Source organism: Streptomyces sp. SID5643, assembly GCF_009872555.1.
In the GTDB taxonomy this organism is placed as follows: domain Bacteria; phylum Actinomycetota; class Actinomycetes; order Streptomycetales; family Streptomycetaceae; genus Streptomyces; species Streptomyces iakyrus.
The window spans coordinates 1-26,264 of the sequence record NZ_WWIC01000045.1; the positions used below are offsets into that span (position 1 = coordinate 1).

The following is a 26,264-nucleotide window of genomic DNA, read 5'->3' on the forward strand; positions in this document are numbered from 1 at the left end:
GACGCCGGCCAACCCGCGATCCGGGCCACCCCTCCAGACGCCGGCCAACCCGCGATCCGGGCCACCCCTCCAGACGCCGGTGGATCTCCGGCCTGAGCCGACACCGCGGACGTCGGTGGACCGCCGACCCGCGACGACACTCCAGCTGCCGACGGCCCCCCGACCCGCGACGCCACTCCGGACGTCGGTGGCCCCCCGGCCTGCGCCGGCACCCCGAGCGCCCTGCTCGGCGCCCACCGGCCCCAGGCCCGCTGTGACACTCCGGACGTCAGTGGCCCCCGGGCTCGCGCCGACACCCCGGACGGCGGCCTTTGCCCGGCCCCGCTCGGCACCCCTCCGTCGCCGTCTCACCGGCCCACCGCCTCCTCCGCCGAGGCGACGGCCTCCTCGCGTACGGCGAAGGACAGACCCCGCAGCACCGGCGGCTCCGCCACGACGACCACCCGCACGTACTCGGCGTCCCGGCTGACGGTCACCTTCGCGCCCGGCGGCGCCGCCTCGCGGGTCAGCTTCACGACCGCCCCGGGCGGGTCCTGCCGGGCCGCGGCGCGCGCGCCCGTCCGCGCCGCGTCCACGCACTGGATCTGCGCTGCCACGACCAGCAGCCCCCACACCAGTGCCATCGCGAACATCACCAGAACGGGCAGCACCACGGCCGACTCCGCCGTCACGAACCCCCGGTCCGCGCCCCGCTCACATCCGCGCATTGAGGGCTTCCTTCACGATGCTCTGCAGCTCCGCGCTGACCGGGCCGCTCGTGACGACCTTGTAGAGCACGACCGCGAACGCCACCGCCGCGACGATTCCCATCGCGTACTCGGACGTCACCATCCCCGCGTCCCTCCGCGCCGCACGCATCCCGCACACCAGGGCACGCAGCCGCGCCCGTACCACCTGATACATCTCAACCCCCGTGGGATAGTCCGAACTCCTGTTGCTGACTGCTCATCGCTCACTGCCTCCGGTCGTTCACCGCGTCACCCACCACCCCCTCCGAGCACCCCGCCCGCGAGCCCGATCACCACGGGCAGCACGCCGACCGCGATGAACGCGGGCAGGAAGCACAGTCCGACCGGCGCACTGACCATCACGCCGGCCCGCCGGGCCCGGGCCGTCGCTGCTCGGCCCCAGTCGGCCCGGGCCTCCGCGGCGAGCCGCGCGACCGGTGCCGCGGCGGGCAGTCCGGACACATCGGCGCGTTCCAGCAGCCGGGCCAGGCCTCCGGCGCCCGGGACGGCACCCAACGTCCGCCAGGCCGAGCCCGGTTCGCCGCCCAGTCGCACCTCCGCCGAACCACGGGCGAGTGCATCGCCGGCAGGGCCGCCCAGGGCCTCACCCACCGCCTGCGCGGCGATCACCGGGCCGGCGCCCGCCGCGATGCAGGCCGCCAGCAGGTCGGCGGCCAAGGGCAGTTGACGCGCGGCCTCGGCGAGGTCGGGCGCACCAGGGTCCGCGCCGGACGTCTGCTCTCCGAGCCGCCATCGCCACAGCCCCAGCGCGCCCACCAGTCCTACCGCGGCCCCGGTGAGGCCCCCGGCAAGCACCCATCCGGCGCACGCCACGGCCACAGGGGCCAGCCACGTCCGCGCGACCCCCCGCCATGCCCGCCGTGGGACGGGGACAGCCGGCTCCCGGGCCCCTGGCAGCCCGGCCAGCCGCCGGCGCATCCTCCGGCGGCGTCGCGCCTCCATCACCCACCGCGCCGACCACGCGCAGGCCAGCACGATCCCCATGGCCGCCCCCAGCCTGTGGACAACTTCCGCGCTGCTCATGCCGCCGCCTCCGCGCCCCGCACGATCCGCTGCACCCACCACAGCCCCAGGCCCTCCAACACTCCGCCGGCCGCCAGGCAGCCCAGCCCCGCCCCGGTGTGCAGCAGGACGTGCAAGGGATCGGCCCCGAGGGCGGTGCCGATGAGCAGCCCCAGGGCCGGCAGCCCGGCGAGCATCACCGCCGTGGCCCGGGCGCCCGCCAACTGGGCCCGCAGATCGGCCCGCTGATCCCGCTCCGCGCGCAGAGCGGCGGCCAGCCGGTCGAGTCCGGCGGCGAGCCCGGCGCCCTGGTCCACGGCGACCCGCCAGCACGCCGCCAGTCCCCGCAGACCCTCGGCACCCGGCTGCCCGGCCGCCGTAGCGAGCGCATCCGGCACGTCACCGCCGAACCGCGCCGCCGCCAGCACCGTCGCCTGCGCGCCCGCGAGCCCGCCGCAGTCCCGCGCGGCCCGCAACAGCGCCTCACCCGGCTGACGTCCGGCCCGCACCTCCCCGGCGAGCGTTCCGCACAACGCGACCACCGCGTCGGCTCTGCGCTCCCGGTCCCGCCGCGCCCGGCCGGCCAGCCGGACCCGCCGCAGCAACGGCACCCCGGCCGCGCCCAGGACGGCCGGCAGCACCGACGCCCCGAGCATCGCCAGGACCAGCCCGGCCACCAGTGACCACCACTCGGGCCGCAGCCGCCCGCAGACGTGCCGCAGTTCACCGGCCGGCCGCCGCCACCCGGGCGGCCCACCCCCCGGGCCTTCGCCGCTCGTGAGCAGCAGTCGTGCCCGTCGCGCCGCGTCCTGACGCTCACCCAGCAGCCAGACCGCCACCCCCGCGCACGCCACAGTCGCACCCATCGACATCTCAGGCACCCCCGTCATGACCCACCCCCTCCGCCCGGGCCTCACCCGAGCCGCTCCCACTCGCCCCGCCCCGAAGCAGCCCCCGCAGCCGCTCCCACCCCCGCTCACGCACGAACGCATCCGCTCCCCACCGCAGCGCCGGCACCGTCCGCACCAGGCCCGACGGGTCCCGCTCCAGCACGTGCACCTCGGCGATCCGCCGCCGCCCGGCACGGTCGCGCACCAGGTGCAGCACCACGGAGAGGGCGGCCGCCAACTGGCTGTGCAGCGCGGCCCGGTCGAGCCCGGCGGCCGTGCCAAGCGCCTCCAGCCGGGCCGGTACATCGGCGGCGGCATTGGCGTGCACGGTTCCGCAACCGCCCTCGTGTCCGGTGTTCAACGCGGCCAGCAGATGCACCACTTCGGGCCCGCGCACCTCGCCCACGACCAGCCGGTCCGGCCGCATCCGCAAGGCCTGGCGCACCAGGTCCTCCAGGGTCACGAGGCCCGCGCCCTCCTGGTTCGCGGGTCTGGTCTCCAGCCGCACGACGTGCGGATGGTCGGGCCGCAGTTCCGCCGAGTCCTCGGCGAGGACGATCCGCTCGTCCGGTCCCACCAGCCCCAGCAGGGCACTGAGCAGCGTGGTCTTGCCGGTGCCCGTGCCTCCGCTGACGAGGAAGGACAGCCGGGCGTCGAGCAGGGCGCGCAGCATGCGGTCCCCGCCCGGCGGCACCGTGCCCGCCGCGACCAGCTCGGCGAGCGTGAAGGCACGCGGCCGTACGACCCGCAGCGACAGGCAGGCGCAGCCCACCGCGACCGGCGGCAGCACCGCGTGCAGCCGGGTGCCGTCAGGCAGCCGGGCGTCGGCCCAGGGCCGGGCGTCGTCCAGGCGGCGCCCGGCCACCGCTGCGAGACGCTGGGCGAGCCGTCGTACGGCCGCCGGGTCAGCGAAACGCACCGGCGTCAGCTCCAGTCCTCCGCCCCGGTCCACCCAGACCCGGTCGGGGGCCGACACGAGCACGTCCGTCACCGACGGATCGGCGAGGAGCGGCTCCAGCGGCCCGCTGCCGACCAGCTCGGACCGCAGTTGCGCTGCGGCTCCCAGGACTTCGGCGTCCCCGAGGACCCGCCCCTGCTCCCGCAGAGCCTGCGCCACACGCGCGGGGGTCGGATCGGCCCCGCTCTCGGCCAGCCACCGCCGCACCCCGTCGAGCAGCGCCGCGCCTTCGACTCCGGCCAGGGTGCTCATGCCGTACCCGCCTCGACGAGCGCCCGCTCCCAGAACTCCTTGCAGAAGCGGGCGAGCGGTCCGCGGGGAGCAGCGCCCGGTGGTGCCATGGCGTCGTCCGGGCGCGACAGACCCGGCTCGGCCGGTACCTCGCCGACCAGGGGCAGTCCGAGCAGCCGGGCCACCTCACGGTCGTCGAGCCCCGGTGGGTAGGGCCCGCGGACGGCCACCCGCAGGTCCCGCAGGACCATGCCGACCGCGGAGGCCACCCGGCCCGCCGCCGCGACGGCCCGCAGCTCGGCGGGCACCACCAGCACGCCGACGTCCAGCTGGGTGAGGACCTCGGCGACGCCGTCGTCGATGCGGCGCGGCAGGTCGACCACGACCGCGCCGCCGCGGCGCCGGGCCGCCGCGAGCACCGCCCGCACCGCCTGCGGCGGGACCGCGATCCGGTCGCCGCGGTCCCAGCTGAGCACGCGCAGCGCATGCAGTTCGGGCAGTGACTCCTCCAGAGCGCCCCCTCCGACCCGGCCGCGAGAGGAGGCGAACGCGGGCCAGCGCAGCCCTTCGGCCGTCTCGCCGCCGAGGAGTACATCGAGTCCGCCACCCAGCGGATCGGCGTCCACGAGGAGGGTGCGCAGCCCCTCCCGCGCGGACGTGACGGCGAGGGCACACGCGAGCGTGGACGCTCCGGCCCCGCCCCGGCCGCCGATGACGCCCACGGTGAGGGCCGGCCGGCCGACGCCCTCGGCCACGTCGGCGATCCGGTCGACCAGCCACTGCTCGCCGTCGGGCAGCATCAGAACGTGCTCGGCGCCGATCTCGACGGCCCGGCGCCACACCCCGGAGTCGTCCTGGTCCCGGCCGACGAGCACCACACCCCTTCTGCGTACGGCTCCGCGCACCCGCCGCGCCGCGTCGTCGCCGACCAGGACGAGTGGTGCGGCCTCCCAGGTGCCCCTGCGCTCCGGCACCCCGTGGTGCACCTCGGGCGTGGCGCCCGCCGCCGCGCACAGGCGCAGCAGGTCGTCGAGGAGTTCGGTGTCCTCGGTGACGATGAGCGGTCCGCCCTGCCGCCCTCCGGCGCCCGGCGGCGGGTCGTGTGTGACGATTCCGGCCACGGTTTCCATCCCCCTTCGCTGCATGGCTCGCGCGGCCCCTGCGGTCCCGCGATTCCCAAACGTGGGAAGAACCGGCAAGCGGCCTCCCTGTGAACGGCCGACAGAAACCGGCCAAACGCCCCCGGGCACTCGGAACCGGCCATGAACTCGCCGCGAGCGGGGCGCGCTGGAATCACGGTGCAGCGATCCCGGAAATCGTGTGGATCTTGGTGGATAACTGTGGAGGACCGGGGGGTTGTGAATATCGCCGTCACCCATACCGGTGAGCCGCTCCGGCTCTCGGCGCGGCTCCCACAGAGCAGCATGACGGCTACCCTGAGTAATGAGTCATGGGCATGCCAAACTGCCTCGGAAGTCGCACCGGCGCGTCATTCAGGCTGCGAGAAGAGGGAGAAAACCCATCCGGACATGCGACGACCCCCGCCGGGGGGGAGAGCGGGGGTCGTCCCCACGGCCGACTCGGGGGGGGAGGAGTCGGGCCGGGTTAGCACGGTCGCGAACGATCCGTGACTTCCATGGTGTACCCGAGAGCCTTCTCAGGCAAACCCACGCGCCCCACCTTACGCCGAATGGGCTGCCCCTATGCTCTGGGGCGTGGAAAACCACTCGATGCCCCGCACAGCCGCCTTCTTTGACCTGGACAAGACGGTCATTGCGAAGTCGAGCACGCTCACGTTCAGCAAGTCGTTCTACCAAGGCGGTCTGATCAACCGCAGGGCCGTCTTGCGTACCGCATATGCCCAGTTCGTCTTCCTGGCCGGCGGCGCCGACCACGACCAGATGGAGCGCATGCGCGCATATCTGTCCGCCCTGTGCCGCGGCTGGAACGTGGAACAGGTCAAGGAGATCGTCGCCGAGACGCTGCACGACCTGATCGACCCGATCATCTACGACGAGGCCGCCTCCCTCATCGAGGAGCACCACACCGCCGGCCGCGACGTCGTGATCGTCTCCACGTCCGGCGCGGAGGTGGTCGAGCCGATCGGCGAGCTGCTGGGGGCGGACCGCGTGGTCGCCACCCGCATGGTCGTGGGCGAGGACGGCTGCTTCACCGGTGAGGTGGAGTACTACGCGTACGGCCCCACCAAGGCCGAGGCCGTGAGGGAACTGGCCGAGTCCGAGGGCTACGACCTCAGCCGCTGCTACGCCTACAGCGACTCGGCGACCGATGTGCCGATGCTGGAGTCCGTCGGCAACCCGCATGCAGTGAACCCGGACAGGGCACTGCGCCGCGAGGCCCTCGCGCGCGGGTGGCCGATCCTGGACTTCCACCGGCCGGTCCGGCTCAAGCAGCGCATCCCCGCGTTCTCCGTGCCACCACGCCCGGCGCTCGTCGCGGTCGCCGCCATAGGCGCCGCTGCGGCCACCGCGGGACTCGTCTGGTACGCGAACAGGCGCCGGACGACGGTGGCTTGACCTGCGGCGACGGGCCGCCCCGCGTGAACCCGAAAGTAAAGAAGTGCAGCCTGGACTTCCGCTTGCTCCGGGGCAGGAGTACAAAGGACTCAACGGCCCGCGAGACCAAGGACATCCGAGAGGATCACCTTTTAACGCATTTGGCCCCACGGACCGAGCATGAACACCGGGCACCCACGCGACGTCGACCCGTCGAATACGGGCCAGCCGCACCAGGTCACGGGCAAAGCTCCCGGCCTGATGGGCACATATCGAGGACGCTTGGTAACCCGATGCTCATGCCAGCGGCGGTACGAGAAATCGTGCCGCCGCATCATTTTTCCGGCCGGGTGATGTCACGCCGCTCCGCGCTGCAGCGCCTCGCACACGGCCATCGACTCGCGGGCTCCCAGTTCGACCGCCCTGCCGCAGTGGGCGATCCAGGCGGCGACACCGTCCGGGGTACCGGAGACGTATCCGCCGAGCGCTTCCAGGTATGCGTCGCGTCCCAGCTCGGCGTGGCCGACCTCGGCCGCACAGACCGACTTCGGGTCCAGGCCACTGCCGACCAGGACGATGCGTTCGGCCGTGCGGGCGACCAGGCCGTTGTGGGAGGTGAAGGGGCGCAGCGCCAGAAGTTCGCCGTGCACGACGGCGGCCGTCACCAGCGCCGGCGCGGTTCCGCCCGCGATGATCAGGCCGGCCAGTCCGTCCAGCCTGCCGTGCGCCTCGGAGGCACTCGGCAGCGGCAGTCCCACGAGCGGTTCGTCGACCTGTTCGCCCTCCTTGCGGCGCCGCCCCACCTGGTCGCCCTGGTCCGCGGCCGCCACCAGGTGCAGCCGGGCCAGCACCCGCAGGGGCGACTGCCGCCAGATCGACAGCAGCTGGCCCGCCTCCGCGGTGAGCCGCAGGGCGGCGCCCACGGCGCGGGCCTCGTCGTCGCCGCTGAAGTCCGTACGACGGCGCACCTCCTCCAGGGCCCAGTCGGCGCCGGACAGCGCGGCCGAGGCGCGGGCGCCGCGCAGGGCCGCCTCCGAGGTGATCGCGTTGCTGCGCCGCCGCATGACCCGGTGCCCGTAGACCCGGTCCACGGCCTTGCGTACGGACTCCACGGAATCGGCCACTCCGGGCAGCGCCCCCAGGGCCGCGAGGGGGTCGGCGGTCGCGCCTGCTGTACTCATGAGTACGACCCTACGCATCCCTGGGCCCGGACCCACGGCGGAGTGGCCTTCTTCACGCGCGCGTGCGCCTGACGGCGTCACTCCCGAGAGCTACCCCTTGGCCGCCGGAGGCCCCGGGACGCCCTTGGGAGCAGGGGCGGGCCGGCCCGACAGGAAGGACGCCCAGCCCTCCTTGGGCGCCTGGCCGACCTGCAGGGTGCGCAGCTTCTCCAGCGTCTTCGGATCCTGCGCGTCCAGCCAGTCCACGAGCTGCCGGAACGAGACGCAGCGCACCTCCTCCTTCGTGCACACCGACTCGATGACCTCCTCGACGGCCCGCATGTAGGTGCCGCCGTTCCAGGACTCGAAGTGATTGCCGATGATCAGGGGCGCGCGGTTGCCGTGGTAGGCCCGTGAGAAGCCCTTGAGCAGGCCGTCGCGCATCTGGTCGCCCCAGAAGTCGTGCATGGCGGGGTTGCCCTGGGTCTTGGTGCCCGACTGGTTGACCATGAAGTTGTAGTCCATGGTGAGCTGCTCGAAGGAGTGGCCGGGGAACGGCACGAGCTGCATGGACACGTCCCACAGACCCTGCTTCTTCTTCGGCCAGACCTGGTCGTTCACGCCGCTGGTGTCATAGCGGAAGCCCAGGTCGCGGGCCGCCCTCATGAAGTTGCGCTGGCCTTCGAGACAGGGTGTGCGGGCGCCGATGAGTTCCTTGTCGTAGTCGAAGGGCAGCGGGGACGCGTCCTTCAGGCCGGTGTTGGTCTTCCAGGTCTTCACGAACTGCTTGGCCTGGGAGATCTCGTCCTTCCAGTCCTCGACCGACCACTCGCCCACCCCGCCGCCGCTGCCGCAGAAGTGGCCGTTGAAGTGGGTGCCGATCTCATTGCCCTCCAGCCACGCCAGGCGCAGCTGCTTCGCGGTGGCGGCGATGCCACGGCGGTCGTTGAAGCCGATGTCGGAGCGCCCCGGGGAGTGCTGCGGCGGCCGGTACCGGTCGCGCTTGTCCTCGGGCAGCATGTACACGCCGCTCAGGAAGTACGTCATGGTCGCGTTGTTGTCCCTGGCGACCTTACGGAAGTGGGAGAACAGCTTCTGGCTGTCCTCGCCCGCGCCGTCCCAGGAGAAGACGACGAACTGCGGGGGCTTCTGGCCGGGTCGCAGGCGTTCGGGCCGGGGCAGGTGCGGCTGGGCGCCGGTGTAGGCGGTGGAGCCGTCCCCGATCAGCCGGACCGCGCTTTTGGGCGCCTGCGCCGGCGTCGCCTTCTGCGGGTCGGGGGTCTTCTGCCGGGGTGTGCCGGTCGCGCAACCGGCGAGCGATGCGGCGCAGACCGCGGCGATCACGGAACTCGCGGCGATCCTGTGGGTGGCGGCCATGTTCCGCCCACCTTCTTCCTTCTCTCGGGTGCGGACAGCGCCGCCAAATTCGCACGAGATCGAGAAGGAATTAGTACGACAAGCCGATCACATAGCCACTTCACTCTTCAGAGTGATCTATTCGCCCATTTGCCCGTTAAGTCTATGCTCGCCCTTTACTCTGCATTACGATCCGTTTACCGAGCGTTGATTCATCCCGCCGATTTACGCCGTGACCGCCGCGACCGAACCCCGCCCCGAGCGGGACCCCACAGTTACGCGACCGCGCAGCCCCGGAGGAGACGGGAAACCATGTCAGCCTGCGTCCCCACACGCGCCACCGACCCGAACCGAACCGAACGCACCCATCCGCCCCACAGTCCGCCGCCGCCCGGGCCCCGCCGATTCCGGATCGCGGGTGCCGACGTGTCGGCCTCGATCGCGGTCTTCCTGATCGCCCTGCCCCTGTCCCTGGGCATCGCCCTCGCCACCGGCGCCCCCCTCCAGGCCGGCCTCGTCGCCGCGGCCGTGGGCGGGCTGGTCGCCGGGCGGCTCGGCGGCTCCCCGCTCCAGGTGAGCGGACCAGCCGCCGGACTCACCGTCGTCACCGCCGACCTCATCCAGCGCTACGGCTGGCGGACGACCTGCGCCATCACCGTCCTCGCCGGCCTCGCCCAACTGGGCCTGGGCTGCCTGCGCGTGGCCCGGGGCGCTCTCGCCGTCAGCCCCGCCATCGTGCACGGCATGCTCGCCGGGATCGGCGTCACCATCGCCGTCGCCCAGCTGCACATCGTGCTCGGCGGCACACCGCAGAGCTCCGTCCCGGACAACCTCCGCGCACTGCCCGCGCAGCTGGCGGACATGCGGCTCGCGTCGGTGTCCGTGAGCGTGCTGACCCTGGCGTTGCTGCTGCTCTGGCCGAGGCTGCCCGGCCGGACCGGACGCCTCCTGCGCAAGGTGCCGGCCGCGCTTGTCGCCGTCGCCGGAGCCACCGCGGCCGCCGCCCTCGCCGGGCTCCGCCTGCCCAAGGTCGACCTGCCGTCCTGGAGCAACCACGCCCTGGCCGGCCTGCCCGAGGGCCCCGTGCTCGGTCTGGTCGCCGCCGTGCTCACCACCACGCTGGTGTGCAGCGTGCAGTCACTGCTCGGTGCGGTCGCCGTCGACAAGCTGGTGGCCGCCCGCCCGGGCGGCCTGTCCGCACGGGTCGGGCGCTCCCGCCTCGACCGCGAACTGCTCGGGCAGGGCGCCGCCAACATCGTCTCCGGCTCGCTCGGCGGACTGCCCATCGCCGGTGTGGCCGTGCGGAGTTCGGCGAATGTGCACGCGGGTGCCGTCAGCCGGAACTCCACGATGCTGCACGGCGTTCTCGTAGTGATCGCCGCGCTGCTGATGGTCCCGATCCTGGAGCTCATCCCGCTCGCCTCGCTCGCCGCCCTGGTGATGGCCGTCGGCATCCAGATGGTCTCCCTGAACCACATCCGCACGGTGACCCGCCACCGGGAAGTCTGGGTCTACGCCGTCACCACCCTCGGCGTGGTCTCCCTCGGCGTCCTGGAGGGCGTGGCGCTGGGCATCGCCATGGCCGTCGGCGTCGCCCTGCACCGCCTCACCCGCACCCGCATCACACACGAGGAGAAGGAAGGAGTCCACCACGTACACGTCAGAGGGCAGTTGACGTTCCTCGCCGTGCCACGGCTCAGCCGGACCCTGCATCTCGTGCCCCACGGTTCCGACACCGTCGTCGAGCTGGACGGGTCGTTCATGGACCACGCGGCCTACGAGACGTTGCAGGACTGGCAGAAGACGCACACCGCGCAGGGCGGCTCGGTCGAGATCACCGGCCGGCATCCCGGCACCCGCATCTCCGAGCCCCAGTCCGGCAGCGACTGCCGTTGCCGCCCCTGGACGCCCTGGCGCAACCACCAGTGCGACGGTCCCCACTCCACACCCCCCGCCGAGAAGAACCCGGACGGGTCGGACCGCTCCGAGCCGGATCCGACGGGCCCCGGTGGAGCCAGCGGGCACGAACTGGCGCGAGGCATCAGCGCGTTCCAGCGGAACACCGCGCCCCTGGTGCGCAGCGAGCTGGCCCGGCTGGCGCGTGAGGGGCAGCGGCCCTCGCAGCTCTTCCTGACCTGCGCCGACTCCCGGCTGGTCACGTCGATGATCACCTCCAGTGGTCCGGGCGACCTGTTCGTCGTGCGCAACGTGGGGAACCTCGTGCCACGCCCGGGCGAGGAGAGCGGCGACGACTCGGTGGCCGCCGCCATCGAGTACGCCGTGGACGTGCTCCGGGTGCGGTCCATCACGGTGTGCGGGCACTCGGGCTGCGGCGCCATGCAGGCGTTGCTCAATTCCGAGCCCGGCGGCGCCCGGACCCCGCTGAAGCGGTGGCTGAGGCACGGGCTGCCGAGCCTGGAGCGCATGGCCGACGCGAGTCTGCCCTGGGGCAGGCTGGCCGGGCGCTCGCCCGAGGACGCGGTCGAGCAGCTCTGCCTGACGAACGTCGTCCAGCAGCTGGAGCACCTGCGCGCCCACGACTCGGTCGCCCGGGCCCTCGACGAGGGCGCCTTGGAGCTGCACGGGATGTACTTCCACGTGGGCGAGGCCGAGGCGTATCTGCTCACCGAGACGGACGCCGGTGGGGTCTTCGACCGCGTACGGGAGTCGGACCTGACGGCATGAGCCGGATGCCGGGGCGAGGGTCTGCCCCGGCTGGGCACCGGTTTGCGGTGTGCTCCCGGTCGCGGCCGGGAGCACACCCGGTGGCCCGCCGCAGCGGATGGCCCGGGCCGGCGGACCGGGGTCGGTCCGGCGACCGCCTGGCCCACCGGACCACCACCGGTCTGCCGGCCGCCCGCCTCAGCACCCCGTCACCGGATCACTCCGCTCCCCGCCTCACCCGCGCACGCCACGACCTTCCTCCGCTCGGCCGGATTCCCGGTAACCGGCAGCACACGCAGTGAACTTTCCCTGGTCGGCGTCCGTGGGTACGGATGACCCCGGTCCCCGACAGCACCGTCCGACAGGTCTAAACCAATCGGCGGTCGGCCCTTGTCATCGCACCCCCGGGTCTGATGAGCTGTGGCCTGGGACACAACGGACACCCTGGGAAAGGCAGATGCCGTGAGCAACGAAAGCCTGGCCAACCTGCTCAAGGAAGAGCGCAGGTTCGCACCCCCCGCCGACCTGGCCGCGAACGCCAACGTCACGGCGGAGGCGTATGAACAGGCCAAGGCTGACAGGCTCGGCTTCTGGGCCGAGCAGGCCCGTCGGCTGACCTGGGCCAAGGAGCCCACCGAGACGCTCGACTGGTCGAACCCGCCGTTCGCCAAGTGGTTCAAGGACGGCGAACTCAACGTCGCCTACAACTGCGTCGACCGGCACGTCGAGGCCGGACACGGCGACCGGGTCGCCATCCACTTCGAGGGCGAGCCCGGCGACAGCCGCGCCATCACCTACGCCGAGCTCAAGGACGAGGTCTCCAAGGCGGCCAACGCGCTGCTGGAGCTGGGTGTTCAGGCCGGGGACCGGGTCGCCGTCTACATGCCGATGATCCCCGAGACGGCGATCGCGATGCTCGCCTGCGCCCGCATCGGCGCCGCGCACTCGGTCGTCTTCGGCGGCTTCTCCTCGGACGCGCTCGCCACCCGCATCCAGGACGCGGACGCGCGCGTGATCATCACCTCCGACGGCGGCTACCGGCGCGGCAAGCCGTCCGCGCTCAAGCCGGCCGTCGACGAGGCCGTCGAGAAGGCGGGCATCGTCGAGCACGTCCTGGTCGTGCGCCGCACGGGCCAGGAGGTCGCCTTCACCGAGGGCCGCGACGTGTGGTGGCACGACCTGGTGGGGCGGCAGAGCACCGAGCACACCCCGCAGGCGTTCAACGCCGAGCACCCGCTGTTCATCCTCTACACCTCGGGCACCACGGGTAAGCCGAAGGGCATCCTGCACACCTCCGGCGGCTACCTCACGCAGACCGCCTACACGCACCACGCGGTCTTCGACCTCAAGCCGGAGACGGACGTCTACTGGTGCACGGCCGACGTCGGCTGGGTCACCGGCCACTCGTACATCGTCTACGGCCCGCTCGCCAACGGCGCGACGCAGGTCATGTACGAGGGCACGCCCGACACCCCGCACCAGGGCCGCTTCTGGGAGATCGTCCAGAAGTACGGCGTGACGATCCTCTACACCGCGCCGACCGCGATCCGTACGTTCATGAAGTGGGGCGACGACATCCCCGCCAAGTTCGACCTGTCCAGCCTGCGCGTGCTGGGCTCGGTGGGCGAGCCGATCAACCCCGAGGCGTGGGTCTGGTACCGCAAGAACATCGGCGGCGACCGCACCCCGGTCGTCGACACCTGGTGGCAGACCGAGACCGGCTCGATGATGATCACTCCGCTGCCGGGCGTGACCGCTACCAAGCCGGGCTCCGCTCAGACGCCGCTGCCCGGTATCTCCGCGACGGTCGTCGACGACGAGGCGAACGAGGTGCCGAACGGCGGTGGCGGCTACCTGGTGCTGACCGAGCCGTGGCCGTCGATGCTGCGCACCATCTGGGGCGACGACCAGCGGTTCATCGACACGTACTGGTCGCGCTTCGAGGGCAAGTACTTCGCCGGTGACGGCGCCAAGAAGGACGACGACGGCGACATCTGGCTGCTCGGCCGGGTGGACGACGTCATGCTCGTCTCCGGTCACAACATCTCCACCACCGAGGTCGAGTCCGCCCTGGTCTCCCACCCCGCGGTCGCCGAGGCGGCCGTGGTCGGCGCGGCGGACGAGACCACCGGGCAGGCGATCGTCGCCTTCGTCATCCTGCGCGGGACGGCCTCGGAGACCGAGGACCTGGTCGCCGAGCTGCGCACGCACGTCGGCAACACCCTCGGCCCGATCGCCAAGCCCAAGCGGGTCCTGCCGGTGGCCGAGCTGCCCAAGACCCGCTCCGGCAAGATCATGCGCCGTCTGCTGCGGGACGTCGCCGAGAACCGGCAGCTGGGTGACGTCACTACGCTGACCGACTCCACGGTCATGGACCTCATCCAGTCCAAACTGCCCGCCGCGCCCAGCGAGGACTGACCGCGGCACCGGCATGACGGAGCCGACGGAGGGCACCCGATCACCGGGTGCCCTCCGTGAGCGCGCCCCGGCGGCGGCGACCACCGGATGCGCGCGGCCGTACATTTACCTAGACTAAGCAAAGCAAGTGTTCCAAGGTGCGCCGGGAAGTCTGGTCGGCAGGTGTTCCGCCCTGCCCGTCTACCGGAGGTCTTCCCCGTGACCGCGCCCCGCCCCACCACCCCCCGCAAGGTCTTCGGACGTCTGTCCCTGCCCGAGCGGACCTATGTGGCCGACGCGCTGCGCACCGAGACCGTCGGCGGGGTACTGCTGCTCGCCGCCGCGGTCACCGCGCTGCTCTGGGCGAACATCCCCGCGCTGCGCGACAGCTACGAGAGCGTCTCCCACTTCCACATCGGCCCCGCCGCCCTCGGCCTCGACCTGTCCGTCGCGCACTGGGCCGCCGACGGACTGCTGGCGATCTTCTTCTTCGTCGCCGGCATCGAGCTCAAGCGCGAACTCGTCGCGGGCGATCTGCGTGACCCGAAGGCCGCCGCGCTGCCGGTCGTCGCGGCCCTGTGCGGCATGGCCGTACCGGCGCTCGTCTACACCGTCACCGCGGTCGCCGGCGGCGGCTCCCTGGACGGCTGGGCCGTGCCGACCGCCACCGACATCGCCTTCGCGCTCGCCGTGCTCGCGGTCATCGGCACCTCCCTGCCGAGCGCACTGCGGGCCTTCCTGCTCACGCTCGCCGTCGTCGACGACCTCTTCGCGATCCTGATCATCGCCGTCTTCTTCACCGCCGACCTGAACTTCGCCGCGCTCGGCGGCTCCGTCGCCGGGCTGCTGCTCTTCTGGGTGCTGCTGCGCGCGGGCGTCCGTGGCTGGTACGTGTACGTGCCGCTCGCCCTCGTCATCTGGGCGCTGATGTACAACAGCGGCATTCACGCCACCGTCGCCGGGGTCGCGATGGGCCTGATGCTGCGCTGCCACCGCCGCGAGGGGGAGGACCGCTCCCCCGGCGAGCGCATCGAGCACCTCGTGCGGCCGCTGTCGGCGGGGCTGGCGGTGCCGTTGTTCGCGTTGTTCAGCGCGGGTGTCGTGGTGTCCGGCGGAGCGCTCGCCGACGTGTTCACCCAGCCGGAGACCCTGGGCGTCGTCCTCGGGCTCGTCGTCGGCAAGGCGGTCGGCATCTTCGGCGGGACGTGGCTGACGGCCCGTTTCACCCGCGCCTCGCTCAGCGACGACCTGGCCTGGGCGGACGTGTTCGCGGTGGCCAGTCTCGCCGGCATCGGCTTCACCGTGTCGCTGCTCATCGGCGAACTCGCCTTCGCCGATGACGGGACGATGACGGACCAGGTCAAGGCCGCCGTCCTGCTGGGCTCGCTGATCGCCGCGACACTCGCGACCGTGCTGCTGAAGATCCGCAACGCCAAGTACCGTCGCCTGTGGGCGGACGAGGAGCGCGACGAGGACGCCGACGGCGTCCCGGACGTCTACGAGGAGGACGATCCCGCCTACCACGTGCGGCTCGCCACCCTCTACGAGCGCAAGGCCGCCGAGCACCGCCGGATCGCCCGGGAGAAGGCAGCCGCGCGCCACGGGCTTGCCGATGTACCGGACGGGGCAGGCGAGGGCCACCACCGTCCGGCATGATCTGACGAGACGGTACAAAAGACGGGACCGTACGCAGTCGGACCGTGCCCGGCCGGACGACTGGGGCGGGTCAGGAACAAGACGCGGACAACGGACCGTACGCAGAAAAGGGAGACCGCGATGAGCGCACCCGACGGCAGCCCGGTCGGCGCCGAACGCAGCATCGGCCAGCTGTTCGCCTCGGCGACAGCGGAAATGTCGGCGCTGGTGCACGACGAGATCGCGCTGGCCAAGGCGCAGCTCAGGCAGGACGTGAAGCGGGGCGCGACCAGCGGCGGCGCCTTCTCGGCGGCCGGCGCGGTGCTGATCTTCTCCCTGCCGATGCTGAACTTCGCGCTGGCGTACGGCATCCGCACGTGGAGCGACTGGAACCTCGCGGTCTGCTTCCTGCTGTCGTTCGCGGCGAACGTGCTGATCGCCGGGGTGCTCGCGCTGATCGGCGTGACCTTCGCGAAGAAGGCCAAGAAGAGCAAGGGCCCGCAGAAGGTCGCCGCGTCGATGAAGGAGAGTGCGGTCGTGCTGCAGAAGGCCAAGCCGCACCCGCGCCCGGAGCTGCCGCAGGACCGGGCTCCGGAGGCCATCGAGGCTGTGGCACGCTCGTCCTCATGACGGACCCCGACACACCCTCTGCACCATCTGCACCACCGGCTCCGGCCGTCCTGCTCGACGTCCCCGGCGGGAGGAAGGTGAGCCACCGCGACGTCGCCGCCAACGGCGCCCGCTTCCACATCGCCGAGCTGGGCGACGGGCCGCTGGTGCTGCTGCTGCACGGCTTTCCGCAGTTCTGGTGGACGTGGCGGCACCAGCTGGTGGCGCTCGCCGACGCGGGGTTCCGGGCCGTCGCCATGGACCTGCGGGGTGTCGGCGGCAGCGACCGCACGCCGCGCGGCTACGACCCCGCCAACCTCGCGCTCGACGTCACCGGCGTCATCCGCTCCCTCGGCGAGCCGGATGCCGCGCTGGTCGGCCACGACCTGGGCGGCTACCTCGCGTGGACGGCGGCGGCAATGCGCCCCAAGCTGGTGCGGCGGCTGGCGGTCTCGTCCATGCCGCACCCGCGACGCTGGCGCTCGGCCATGCTGAGAGACGTCAAGCAGAGCCGTGCCGGTTCACACATCTGGGGGTTCCAGCGGCCCTGGATCCCAGAGCGGCAGCTCACCGCCGACGACGGGGCGCTCGTGGCGAAGCTGATCCAGGAGTGGTCCGGGCCGCGCCCGCCCGAGGACGAGGCGCTTCAGGCGTACCGCCGCGCCATGTGCATCCCCTCCGCGGCGCACTGCGCGGTCGAGCCGTACCGCTGGATGGTGCGCTCCCTGGCCCGCCCGGACGGCATCCAGTTCAACCGGCGGATGAAGCGGCCGGTGCACGTGCCGACCCTCCATCTGCACGGCTCGCTCGACCCCGTGATGCGCACCCGCAGCGCGGCCGGGTCCGGCGAGTACGTCGAAGCCCCCTACCGCTGGCGTCTGTTCGACGGCCTCGGTCACTTCCCGCACGAGGAGGACCCGGTCGCGTTCTCCTCGGAACTCATCAACTGGCTGCGGGACCCCGAACCCGACCGGTGACCGGTCGGCACCGCCCCGTCACCGGCACGTGAACGTTTGTCTGACGAACGGCCAATTGCCCGGCGCATAGGCCAATTGGACGCTCCGGGCGCGGTTATCGACCATGGGGCGGGGGCACACGTCGGGGTATGGGCTGGACGCACGACTACAGTGACGCAACCCGCAATCGCCGCTCGGCGAGCGGTACGAACCCCCACCAGCGAAGCGGCGCACCGCAGATGGTGACCGCGGATCCCAGGGTGGGGATCCCGCGCATCCTCCGCCGCCGGGCCCGCTGGGTCTCCGTACGTCTGCGTCACACACGCGACTGAGGCGTCACCCGCGCGAGTGACGCCCCGACACCTGCCGCCCCGACGCCCGTCTCCTCGGCACCGCGCCTAGAGCGCGCAGCTGTCGCTGCCCACCTGCTGGTTGGCGGTGCGGCCCTTGGTGATGTCGTCCTGGATCTCGTCCACGGTCAGCGCGTACCCGGTCTTGGCGTCGTCGAGGGACTTGGCGAACACCACGCCGTAGACCTTGCCGTCGGGGGTGAGCAGCGGGCCGCCGGAGTTGCCCTGGCGGACGTTGGCGAACAGGGAGTAGACGTCGCGGCGGACCGTGCCGCGGTGGTAGATGTCCGGGCCGTTGGCCGAGATGCGGCCCCGCACGCGTGCCGCCCGCACGTCGTACGCCCCGTTCTCCGGGAAGCCCGCGACGATCGCGCCGTCGCCGCTGCCCGCGTCCTTGTCGGTGAACCGCAGTACGGGCGCCTTGAGATCAGGCACGTCGAGGACGGCGATGTCGCGCCGCCAGTCGTAGAGCACGACCTTGGCGTCGTACTTCCTGCCCTCGCCGCCTATCTGCACGGTCGGCTCGTCGACTCCGCCCACCACGTGCGCGTTGGTCATGACGCGGCGGTCGGAGAAGACGAAGCCGGTGCCCTCCAGGACCTTGCCGCAGCTCGGGGCCGTGCCCATGACCTTGACGATGGAACGCTGGGCGCGGGTCGCCACCGGGCTGTTCGCCAGGGCCGGGTCGGGCGGCTGGACGTCGGTGATCGGCTCGTTCGCGAACGGGCTGAAGACCTGGGGGAAGCCGTTCTGCGCGAGGACGGAGGAGAAGTCCGCGAACCAGGTGGCCGCTTGGTCCGGCAGGGCCTGCGAGACGCCCAGCAGCACTTTGGAGTTGCGGACCTCCTTGCCGAGGGTGGGCAGCGTCGTGCCCGCGAGGGCCGAGCCGATCAGCCAGGCGACCAGGAGCATCGCCACGACGTTGACGAGGGCACCGCCCGTGGCGTCCAGGGCCCGGGCCGGGGACCAGGTGATGTGCCGGCGCAGCTTGTTGCCGAGGTGGGTGGTGAGGGCCTGTCCGACGGAGGCGCAGACGATGACGACGACGACCGCGACGACGGCGGCGGTCGTGCTCACCTCCGCGTTGTCCGTCAGGGCGTCCCAGATGACGGGCAGCACGTACACCGCGACGAGGCCGCCGCCCAGGAAGCCGATCACCGACAGGATGCCGACGACGAACCCCTGGCGGTACCCCACGACCGCGAACCACACGGCGGCGACCAGCAACAAGATGTCCAGCACGTTCACGGAGGCCACCCTGTCATGCGCGCCAGTCGAGCGGGACCTGCTTGTCGTGGTCCCAGGGCCGCTCCCAGCCCGCGAAGTGCAGCAGCCGGTCGATGATTCCGGCCGTGAAACCCCAGACAAGGGCTGATTCGACCAGAAATGCCGGACCTCGGTGGCCGCTGGGGTGGACGGTGGTCGCCCGGTTCGCGGGATCCGTGAGATCCACCACGGGGACGGTGAAGACCCTGGCGGTCTCGTTCGGATCGACGACCCCGACCGGGCTCGGCTCCCGCCACCAGCCCAGAACCGGAGTGACGACGAAACCGCTGACCGGGATGTAGAGCCGGGGCAGGACGCCGAAGAGCTGCACGCCGGAGGGATCGAGGCCGGTCTCCTCCTCCGCCTCGCGCAGGGCGGCCCGCAGCGGGCCGTCACCGGACGGGTCGCCGTCCTCCGGGTCGAGGGCGCCGCCCGGGAAGGAGGGCTGACCGGCGTGCGAGCGCAGGGAGCTCGCGCGCTCCATGAGCAGCAGCTCCGGCCCCCGCGTGCCCTCACCGAACAGGACCAGCACGGCGGACTGCCGCCCGGCGCCGTCCTCCGGCGGCAGGAAGCGGCTCAGCTGCGCCGGCCGAACGGTCTCCACGGCGTGCACCACAGGGTCCAGCCAGCCGGGCAGCCCGTCCTTGCTCAGCACTACCGGGCCGTCCTGTGTGTCGCTCGCGCGCGTCATCGCCACCCCCGTCGTCCTGACGCATCCAACGCGCGACGGTCCCGAGATCGTTCCGCGAGTGCCCGGGATCCCCTGAACGGGCGGCGCGTCAGGCTCTCGGGGAGGCGCGCCTGACCGCTCGGGCGGCGGGCCGCATGTGCCGGGCGGCTCATCCGGCCCCCAGGGGCGGCGCCGGTGTGCCGCCCGCGTCCAGGTAGGCCTGCGGCGGCTTCAGACGCTGGCCGGGGAAGCCGCCCTTCTCGTACTTGAGGAGCTTCTTCGCCTTCTCCGGGTCGGTCTCGCCCTCGCCGTACGCCGGGCAGAGCGGGGCGATCGGGCAGGCGCCGCAGGCGGGCTTGCGGGCGTGGCAGATGCGGCGTCCGTGCCAGATCACGTGGTGCGAGAGGTCCGTCCAGTCGCTCTTCGGGAAGAGCGCGCCGACGGCGGCCTCGATCTTGTCCGGATCGGTCTCGGCGGTCCACCGCCAGCGGCGCACCAGGCGCTGGAAGTGCGTGTCGACGGTGATGCCGGGGCGGCCGAAGGCGTTGCCCAGCACGACGAACGCGGTCTTGCGGCCGACTCCGGGCAGCTTGACCAGGTCCTCGAGACGGCCGGGCACCTCCCCGCCGAACTCCTCCACCAGTGCCTTCGACAGCCCTATGACCGACTTCGTCTTGGCCCGGAAGAAGCCGCACGGGCGGAGGATCTCCTCCACCTCCTCGGGGTTGGCGGCGGCCAGGTCCTCCGGGGTCGGGTACTTCGCGAAGAGGGAGGGTGTCGTCTGGTTGACGCGCAGGTCGGTCGTCTGGGCGGACAGGACCGTGGCGACGACCAGTTGGAACGGGTTCTCGAAGTCCAGCTCGGGGTGCGCGTACGGAAAGACCTCGGCGAGCTCGCGGTTGATACGGCGGGCCCGGCGGACCAGGGCGGTGGGCGACTCGTCGCCCTGCGGGTGGACGACGGCCTTGGCGGGGGCAGTGCCCTTGAGGCGGGCGGTGGCCTTCTTGGGCGCGACCGCGACCTTCTTGGCCGCGGGCGCCTTCTTCACGGCAGCGCCCTTCGCGGCCTTCTCGGCAGCGGACGCCTTCGCGGCACTCGCCTTCGAACCACTCGCCTTCGAGGCGGACGTCTTCGAACCACTCGCCTTCGAGGCGGTCGACTTCGAAGCACCCGCCTTGGAAGCAGCCTTCTTCGCGGACGCGGCCTTCTTCGCGGACGCGGCCTTCTTCGCTGACGCGGCCTTCTTCACCGGCTCCGTCTTGTTCTGTTTCGCCGTTTTCCTACCGCCATCGGGGCCCTGTTCGCCCACAGCGGAATCGCGACGTACAACCACCCGCGCAGCCCCCTCGGCCTGTGCTCTCACCGGCGATTTGGACACCCGGCCAGCCTAAGGCCCGGCACCGACATCCGCCCCGGCCCCTGAAGATCGGCGCCCAATTGGACCCCTGCCGCGTACCCCGGGACACGTGTGCGGCATCCTTGTGACAGATCACACTGTTTGGACCGCCCGACAAAATGGGCACCACGGTCCCTCGGTACACGGGGGAGCAAGATCCCCTGAGCAGGTCGACAAGGAGAGAACTCGTGGACGACGTTCTGCGGCGCAATCCGCTCTTCGCGGCGCTCGATGACGAGCAGGCCGCGGAGCTCCGCGCCTCCATGAGTGAGGTGACCCTCGCCCGCGGTGACTCGCTGTTCCATGAGGGCGACCCCGGAGACCGCCTGTACGTGGTCACGGAGGGCAAGGTGAAGCTCCACCGCACGTCCCCCGACGGCCGCGAGAACATGCTGGCCGTGGTCGGCCCCAGCGAGCTCATCGGCGAGCTGTCGCTGTTCGACCCGGGCCCGCGCACCGCGACCGCCACGGCACTGACCGAGGTCAAGCTGCTCGGTCTCGGGCACGGCGACCTCCAGCCCTGGCTGAACGCCCGGCCCGAGGTGGCCACGGCGCTCCTGCGGGCCGTCGCGCGCCGGCTGCGCAAGACCAACGACGCCATGTCCGACCTCGTCTTCTCGGACGTCCCGGGCCGCGTCGCCCGCGCCCTGCTCGACCTGTCGCGCCGGTTCGGCGTGCAGTCCGAGGAGGGCATCCACGTCGTGCACGACCTCACGCAGGAAGAGCTGGCCCAGCTGGTCGGCGCGTCCCGCGAGACGGTCAACAAGGCCCTCGCGGACTTCGCCCAGCGCGGCTGGCTGCGCCTGGAGGCCCGTGCGGTGATCCTCCTGGACGTGGAACGCCTCGCCAAGCGCTCACGCTGACCGCACACCCGACCGCACACCTGGCCGTACGTCATCGGGCCTCGTCTCCTCACGAGACGGGGCCCGGCGTCGTCAAGGAACCCGGCCAAGGAACCCGCCGTCGCCAAGGAACAACGTCGCCAAGGAACCCGACGTCGCCAAGGAAGTCGTCAAGGAAGCGGAAAACGCGCCATAGGCGGTGCCGCGCGCGGCACCGTGGGCGCATGACCGGTGACGCCGTCCGCCGCCCTGGGCTCGACGCACGGGGCTTCCTCGCCCGGGAGGGCTCCCTCGCGCGCGTGCCCCCGGCCTTCCGTCCGGTGGTCACCGCGACACGCGACCGGCTGACCGACGTGTTCGGGCACCGGCTGCACAGCGCATACCTCTACGGGTCGATACCGCGCGGCACCGCGCGCGTGGGCCGCAGCGACCTCGACCTGCTGCTCGCCCTGCACCAGGAACCGACCGGGGCCGACCGGGACGCCGCCCGGGCGCTCGGCGCGGCCCTGGACGAGGAGTTCGGGCAGATCGACGGGCACGGCACCCTGCTGTTCAGCCGGGCGCGGCTGCTGAGCGACCTGGAGAGGTACGACCTGGGGTGGTTCGTCGCCTGCCTGTGCACACCGCTGCTGGGCGAGGACCTGGCCGCGTACCTGCCGCGCTACCGCCCCGACTCCCTGCTGGCCCGCGAGACCAACGGCGATCTGGCCCGGCTCCTGCCGCACTGGCGCCGGCGGATCGCCGAGGCGGACGACACGGAGGAGGCCCGCCGGCCCCTCGTGCGCTTCATGTCCCGGCACCTGGTCCGTACGGGCTTCACACTCGTCATGCCCCGCTGGCACGGCTGGACCAGCGATCTGCACGAGATGGCCGAGGCCTTCGCCGGGTTCTACCCCGAGCGCGCCGCACAGCTGCGGGCCGCGGCCGTCCTGGGGCGGGAACCGGCCGGGGACGCCGCCGTGCTCGCGGCGTACGCAGGCGATCTCGGACCCTGGCTCGCCGCGGAGTACGCGCGCGTGCACGGCGTCAAAGCCCCGCGCCCCTGAGGACACGGGCTCCCGGTACGGCGACCGTGCGGGGCCCTAGATGAGCCCGTGTTCCTCCAGATAGTCCATCTGCGCCCGCACCGACAGTTCCGCGGCCGGCCACAGGGAGCGGTCCACGTCCGCGTAGACGTGGGCCACGACCATGGGCGGAGTGCGGTAGCCGTCCTCCACGGCCGTCTCCACCTGGGCGAGGCGGGTGGCGCGGTGGGCGAGGTAGTACTCGACGACACCCTGGGCGTCGTCGAGGACGGGGCCGTGGCCCGGCAGGACCGTGTGGACGCCGTCGTCGACCGTGAGGGAACGCAGGCGGCGCAGGGAGTCCAGGTAGTCGCCGAGACGTCCGTCGGGGTGGGCCACGACCGTCGTGCCGCGGCCGAGGACCGTGTCGCCGGTGAGGACCGCCCGGTCGGCCGGGAGGTGGAAACAGAGGGAGTCGGAGGTGTGGCCGGGGGTCGGTACGACGCGCAGTTCCAGTCCGCCGGTGGTGATGACGTCACCGGCGGCCAGGCCCTCCTCCCCCAGCCGCAGTGCCGGGTCCAGGGCACGCACGCGCGTGCCGGTCAGTTCCGCGAACCGGGCGGCGCCCTCCGCGTGGTCGGGGTGGCCGTGGGTCAGCAGGGTCAGCGCGACGCGCTTGCCGGCCTGCTCGGCCGTGGCGACGACCCGGCGCAGGTGCCCGTCGTCCAGCGGACCCGGGTCGACCACCACGGCCAGGTCCGAGCCGGGCTCGGAGAGGATCCAGGTGTTCGTGCCGTCCAGGGTCATCGCCGAGGCGTTGGGGGCCAGCACGTTCACGGCCCGCGCGGTGGCGGGCCCGGAGAGGACCCCGCCGCGGGGCTGGCCGGGAAGGGCGGCTGCGTCCGTCATGCGGTGGCTCCACCGGTCGCGATGTGCTTGGTGAACTCGTCGTGGCCCGGCCAGGAGAGCACGATCTCCCCGTCCACCAGGCGGGCGGTGGCCAGGACGGGCGTGAGGTCACGCCCCGGGGCGGCTTCGAGTGCCCCGGCGGCCGTCCCGTACGCCGTCAGCTGGCGCAGGGTCGCGATCGTCGGCGGCATCATCAGCAGCTCGCCCCTGTCGTACCCGGCCGCCGCCTCGCTCGGGGCGATCCACACCGTGCGGTCGGCCTCCGTGGAGGCGTTGCGGGTGCGCTGCCCCTCGGGGAGCGCGGCCACGAAGAACCAGGTGTCGTAGCGGCGGGACTCGAACTCCGGGGTGATCCAGCGGGTCCAGGCACCGAGCAGGTCGGAGCGCAGGACCAGGCCGCGGCGGTCCAGGAACTCCGCGAAGGACAGGTCCCGGGCGACCAGGGCGGCCCGGTCGGCCTCCCAGTCGGCACCCGTGGTGTCACCGACGACCGCATCGGCGGCCGGCCCGGCGAGCAGCACGCCCGCCTCCTCGTACGTCTCGCGTACGGCCGCGCACACGATCGCCTGGGCCGCCGTCTCGTCGACGCCGAGCCGGTCCGCCCACCACGCGCGCGTGGGGCCCGCCCAGCGGACGTGGTGGTCGTCGTCGCGCGGATCGACACCGCCGCCCGGATACGCGTACGCGCCTCCGGCGAAGGCCATGGAGGCGCGTCTGCGCAGCATGTGGACGGCCGTGCCGCTGCCGGTGTCCTTCAGGAGCATGACGGTGGCCGCGCGCTTCGGGGCCACCGGGGTGAGGGTGCCGGCCGCGAGTGCGCGGATGCGGTCCGGCCACTCCGGGGGGTACCACTGACCGTTCGCCATGGGCGCGAGGCTATCCCGTGGCGGGCGGATGTTCGAGTGGCCCCCGGGGAGGGATTCCGCAGCTGGGGCCACCGAAGAGGGTGCTACGCGAGCTCCACCTGGATCTCGACCTCGACCGGCGCGTCCAGCGGCAGCACCGCCACGCCCACCGCGCTGCGCGCGTGCACGCCCTTGTCGCCGAGGACCTCGCCGAGCAGCTCGCTCGCGCCGTTCAGCACCGCGGGCTGGCCCGTGAAGTCCGAGGCCGAGGCCACGAAGCCGACGACCTTCACCACGCGCACGATGCGGTCCAGGTCACCGGCGACGGACTTCACGGCGGCCAGGGCGTTCAGCGCACACGTGCGGGCCAGCTCCTTGGCCTCCTCCGGGGTGACCTCGGCGCCGACCTTGCCGGTGACCGGAAGCTTGCCGTCCACCATCGGGAGCTGCCCGGCGGTGTAGACGTACGGCCCGGACTGCACGGCCGGCTGGTACGCGGCGAGCGGCGGGACCACGTCGGGCAGGCTCAGGCCGAGCTCGGCCAGCTTCGCCTCGACGGCGCCCACTACTGCTTCTCCCGCTTCAGGTAGGCGACGAGCTGCTCGGGGTTGTTCGGCCCGGGCACGACCTGGACGAGCTCCCAGCCGTCCTCGCCCCAGGTGTCCAGAATCTGCTTCGTGGCGTGGACGAGCAGCGGCACGGTTGCGTATTCCCACTTGGTCATGCGGCCGACTCTAGCCGCTGGCGAAGGGGGTCACGCGGCCGGCCGCACCCCGGTCGTCCACAGGGCGCGGCCCACGTTGTCCACAGCCTCCCGCGTAGCCCGGGCACGAACTGGTTAGGCTCGAATACGTGAGCAGGCTCCAGGTCGTCAGCGGCAAGGGCGGTACCGGCAAGACCACGGTGGCCGCGGCCCTAGCGCTGGCCCTGGCCACGGAGGGGAAGCGGACGCTTCTCGTCGAGGTCGAGGGCCGTCAGGGCATCGCGCAGCTCTTCGAAACGGAAGCGCTGCCTTACGAGGAACGGAAAATCGCGGTAGCACCCGGGGGCGGGGAGGTGTATGCCCTCGCCATCGACCCCGAACTGGCCCTTCTGGACTACCTCCAGATGTTCTACAAGCTGGGCAGCGCAGGGCGGGCCCTGAAGAAGCTCGGCGCGATCGACTTCGCCACCACCATCGCGCCCGGCCTCAGGGACGTCCTCCTGACCGGCAAGGCGTGCGAGGCCGTGCGCCGCAAGGAGCGCAGCGGTCGGTTCGCCTACGACTACGTCGTCATGGACGCCCCGCCGACCGGGCGGATCACGCGCTTCCTGAACGTGAACGACGAGGTCGCGGGCCTCGCCAAGATCGGCCCGATACACAATCAGGCGCAGGCCGTGATGCGGGTGCTGAAGTCGCCCCAGACGGCCGTGCACCTGGTGACGCTGCTGGAGGAGATGCCCGTCCAGGAGACCGTGGACGGCATCGCCGAGCTGCGGTCGGCCCGGCTGCCGGTGGGGCGGATCATCGTGAACATGGTCCGGCCGGAGGTGTTGGACGAGACCGACCTGGAACTCCTGCGGGCGGTTCCGCGTTCCACTGTCGCGCGGTCCCTGTCGTCCGCGGGGCTCGGCGGGGCGCGGCGCGGCGGGCACGCCGAGCGGCTGGTGGACCCGCTGCTCGCGCAGGCCGAGGAGTACGCCGAGCGGTACACGCTGGAGCACGAGCAGCGCGCGGTCCTGGCCGAGCTGGGCCTGCCGCTGCACGAACTGCCGCTGTTCGCCGAGGGCATGGATCTGGCGGGGCTGTACGAGCTGGCCCGTGAGCTGCGTGAGCAGGGCGTGTCATGAGCCAGGACGGACAGGCAAGGCCCGCAAGG

Annotated in this window: 25 protein-coding genes; 10 read left to right on the forward strand and 15 right to left on the reverse strand. The window is 72.3% G+C overall.

Annotation, left to right across the window (positions count from 1 at the left end; translation table 11 throughout):
• Positions 1 to 347: 347 nt before the first annotated feature.
• The 6 genes from GTY56_RS05220 to ssd form a co-directional block, all read right to left on the reverse strand.
• Positions 348 to 707: a TadE family type IV pilus minor pilin gene (locus GTY56_RS05220; RefSeq protein WP_161362943.1), complete on the reverse strand. Its 360-nt coding sequence runs from the start codon at positions 705 to 707 to the stop codon at positions 348 to 350.
• The gene (locus tag GTY56_RS05225; protein ID WP_161362945.1) at positions 694 to 903 is read right to left on the reverse strand and encodes a DUF4244 domain-containing protein; all 210 of its coding nucleotides are present in this window, start codon (positions 901 to 903) and stop codon (positions 694 to 696) included. The genes GTY56_RS05220 and GTY56_RS05225 overlap by 14 nt, the downstream gene beginning before the upstream one ends.
• Positions 904 to 977: 74 nt before the next feature.
• On the reverse strand, positions 978 to 1,772 hold the full coding sequence (locus GTY56_RS05230; RefSeq protein WP_161362947.1) for a type II secretion system F family protein: 795 nt from the start codon (positions 1,770 to 1,772) through the stop codon (positions 978 to 980).
• Positions 1,769 to 2,641, reverse strand: coding sequence for a type II secretion system F family protein (locus tag GTY56_RS05235; RefSeq protein WP_161362949.1), 873 nt, complete (start codon positions 2,639 to 2,641; stop codon positions 1,769 to 1,771). Before GTY56_RS05235 ends, GTY56_RS05230 begins: the two co-directional genes overlap by 4 nt.
• Positions 2,625 to 3,851, reverse strand: coding sequence for a TadA family conjugal transfer-associated ATPase (locus GTY56_RS05240; RefSeq protein ID WP_161362951.1), 1,227 nt, complete (start codon positions 3,849 to 3,851; stop codon positions 2,625 to 2,627). Before GTY56_RS05240 ends, GTY56_RS05235 begins: the two co-directional genes overlap by 17 nt.
• Entirely contained in the window at positions 3,848 to 4,960 is a 1,113-nt protein-coding gene (gene ssd / locus GTY56_RS05245; RefSeq protein ID WP_161362953.1) for a septum site-determining protein Ssd, read from the reverse strand. Before ssd ends, GTY56_RS05240 begins: the two co-directional genes overlap by 4 nt.
• Before the next feature lie 573 nt (positions 4,961 to 5,533).
• Between ssd and GTY56_RS05250 the strand changes: the two genes are divergently transcribed.
• Complete coding sequence (locus tag GTY56_RS05250) at positions 5,534 to 6,367, forward strand: HAD family hydrolase (RefSeq protein ID WP_161362955.1); 834 nt, start codon at positions 5,534 to 5,536, stop codon at positions 6,365 to 6,367.
• Positions 6,368 to 6,702: 335 nt separating this feature from the next.
• Here the strand turns inward: GTY56_RS05250 and GTY56_RS05255 are convergent, their stop codons facing one another.
• Positions 6,703 to 7,527 (reverse strand): Fic family protein, encoded by an 825-nt coding sequence (locus GTY56_RS05255; RefSeq protein ID WP_161362957.1) that lies wholly within the window; start codon positions 7,525 to 7,527, stop codon positions 6,703 to 6,705.
• Positions 7,528 to 7,617: 90 nt separating this feature from the next.
• Positions 7,618 to 8,883, reverse strand: a complete 1,266-nt coding sequence (locus GTY56_RS05260) for a polysaccharide deacetylase family protein (RefSeq protein WP_161362959.1) — start codon at positions 8,881 to 8,883, stop codon at positions 7,618 to 7,620.
• Between the two features lie 291 nt (positions 8,884 to 9,174).
• Here GTY56_RS05260 and GTY56_RS05265 point away from each other — a divergent pair, with 291 nt between their 5' ends.
• From GTY56_RS05265 to GTY56_RS40330, 6 genes are all read left to right on the forward strand, one after another.
• The gene (locus GTY56_RS05265) at positions 9,175 to 11,547 is read left to right on the forward strand and encodes a bifunctional SulP family inorganic anion transporter/carbonic anhydrase (RefSeq protein WP_161362961.1); all 2,373 of its coding nucleotides are present in this window, start codon (positions 9,175 to 9,177) and stop codon (positions 11,545 to 11,547) included.
• 441 nt (positions 11,548 to 11,988) lie between these two features.
• Positions 11,989 to 13,944 (forward strand): acetate--CoA ligase, encoded by a 1,956-nt coding sequence (acs, locus tag GTY56_RS05270; protein WP_161362963.1) that lies wholly within the window; start codon positions 11,989 to 11,991, stop codon positions 13,942 to 13,944.
• 198 nt (positions 13,945 to 14,142) lie between these two features.
• Positions 14,143 to 15,579, forward strand: a complete 1,437-nt coding sequence (gene nhaA, locus GTY56_RS05275) for a Na+/H+ antiporter NhaA (RefSeq protein ID WP_161362965.1) — start codon at positions 14,143 to 14,145, stop codon at positions 15,577 to 15,579.
• A 120-nt stretch (positions 15,580 to 15,699) separates the two neighbouring features.
• A complete protein-coding gene (locus tag GTY56_RS05280) occupies positions 15,700 to 16,188 on the forward strand; it encodes a phage holin family protein (RefSeq protein ID WP_161362968.1) in 489 nt (162 codons plus the stop codon).
• Positions 16,185 to 17,144 carry an alpha/beta fold hydrolase gene (locus GTY56_RS05285; protein ID WP_161362970.1) on the forward strand — a complete coding sequence of 320 codons (960 nt, stop codon included), beginning with the start codon at positions 16,185 to 16,187 and terminating at the stop codon, positions 17,142 to 17,144. Before GTY56_RS05280 ends, GTY56_RS05285 begins: the two co-directional genes overlap by 4 nt.
• A 128-nt stretch (positions 17,145 to 17,272) precedes the next feature.
• Positions 17,273 to 17,455, forward strand: coding sequence for a hypothetical protein (locus tag GTY56_RS40330; protein ID WP_079129072.1), 183 nt, complete (start codon positions 17,273 to 17,275; stop codon positions 17,453 to 17,455).
• Between the two features lie 66 nt (positions 17,456 to 17,521).
• Here GTY56_RS40330 and GTY56_RS05295 read toward each other — a convergent pair whose 3' ends face one another.
• From GTY56_RS05295 to nth, 3 genes are all read right to left on the reverse strand, one after another.
• Positions 17,522 to 18,721, reverse strand: a complete 1,200-nt coding sequence (locus GTY56_RS05295; protein ID WP_161362972.1) for a MarP family serine protease — start codon at positions 18,719 to 18,721, stop codon at positions 17,522 to 17,524.
• Positions 18,722 to 18,734: 13 nt separating this feature from the next.
• Positions 18,735 to 19,430 (reverse strand): NUDIX hydrolase, encoded by a 696-nt coding sequence (locus tag GTY56_RS05300; RefSeq protein ID WP_161362975.1) that lies wholly within the window; start codon positions 19,428 to 19,430, stop codon positions 18,735 to 18,737.
• 148 nt (positions 19,431 to 19,578) lie between these two features.
• Entirely contained in the window at positions 19,579 to 20,658 is a 1,080-nt protein-coding gene (gene nth / locus GTY56_RS05305) for an endonuclease III (protein ID WP_161362977.1), read from the reverse strand.
• A 335-nt stretch (positions 20,659 to 20,993) separates the two neighbouring features.
• On the opposite strand from nth, the gene GTY56_RS05310 reads away from it, so the two are divergent.
• Both GTY56_RS05310 and GTY56_RS05315 read left to right on the forward strand, forming a co-directional pair.
• Positions 20,994 to 21,668: a Crp/Fnr family transcriptional regulator gene (locus GTY56_RS05310; protein ID WP_020129286.1), complete on the forward strand. Its 675-nt coding sequence runs from the start codon at positions 20,994 to 20,996 to the stop codon at positions 21,666 to 21,668.
• Positions 21,669 to 21,871: 203 nt separating this feature from the next.
• Positions 21,872 to 22,693, forward strand: coding sequence for a nucleotidyltransferase domain-containing protein (locus GTY56_RS05315; RefSeq protein ID WP_161362978.1), 822 nt, complete (start codon positions 21,872 to 21,874; stop codon positions 22,691 to 22,693).
• 36 nt (positions 22,694 to 22,729) lie between these two features.
• On the opposite strand, the gene GTY56_RS05320 is transcribed toward GTY56_RS05315, so the two are convergent.
• The 4 genes from GTY56_RS05320 to sp36 form a co-directional block, all read right to left on the reverse strand.
• Positions 22,730 to 23,560: an MBL fold metallo-hydrolase gene (locus GTY56_RS05320; protein WP_161362980.1), complete on the reverse strand. Its 831-nt coding sequence runs from the start codon at positions 23,558 to 23,560 to the stop codon at positions 22,730 to 22,732.
• Positions 23,557 to 24,426, reverse strand: coding sequence for an NUDIX hydrolase (locus tag GTY56_RS05325; protein WP_161362982.1), 870 nt, complete (start codon positions 24,424 to 24,426; stop codon positions 23,557 to 23,559). The genes GTY56_RS05320 and GTY56_RS05325 overlap by 4 nt, the downstream gene beginning before the upstream one ends.
• Positions 24,427 to 24,509: 83 nt before the next feature.
• On the reverse strand, positions 24,510 to 24,971 hold the full coding sequence (locus GTY56_RS05330; RefSeq protein WP_161362984.1) for an Atu1372/SO_1960 family protein: 462 nt from the start codon (positions 24,969 to 24,971) through the stop codon (positions 24,510 to 24,512).
• A complete protein-coding gene (gene sp36 / locus GTY56_RS05335; protein ID WP_003991873.1) occupies positions 24,971 to 25,129 on the reverse strand; it encodes a Sp36 family protein in 159 nt (52 codons plus the stop codon). The genes GTY56_RS05330 and sp36 overlap by 1 nt, the downstream gene beginning before the upstream one ends.
• Before the next feature lie 128 nt (positions 25,130 to 25,257).
• Here sp36 and bagA point away from each other — a divergent pair, with 128 nt between their 5' ends.
• Positions 25,258 to 26,235: an ATPase BagA gene (gene bagA / locus GTY56_RS05340; protein ID WP_161362986.1), complete on the forward strand. Its 978-nt coding sequence runs from the start codon at positions 25,258 to 25,260 to the stop codon at positions 26,233 to 26,235.
• Positions 26,236 to 26,264: the final 29 nt, after the last annotated feature.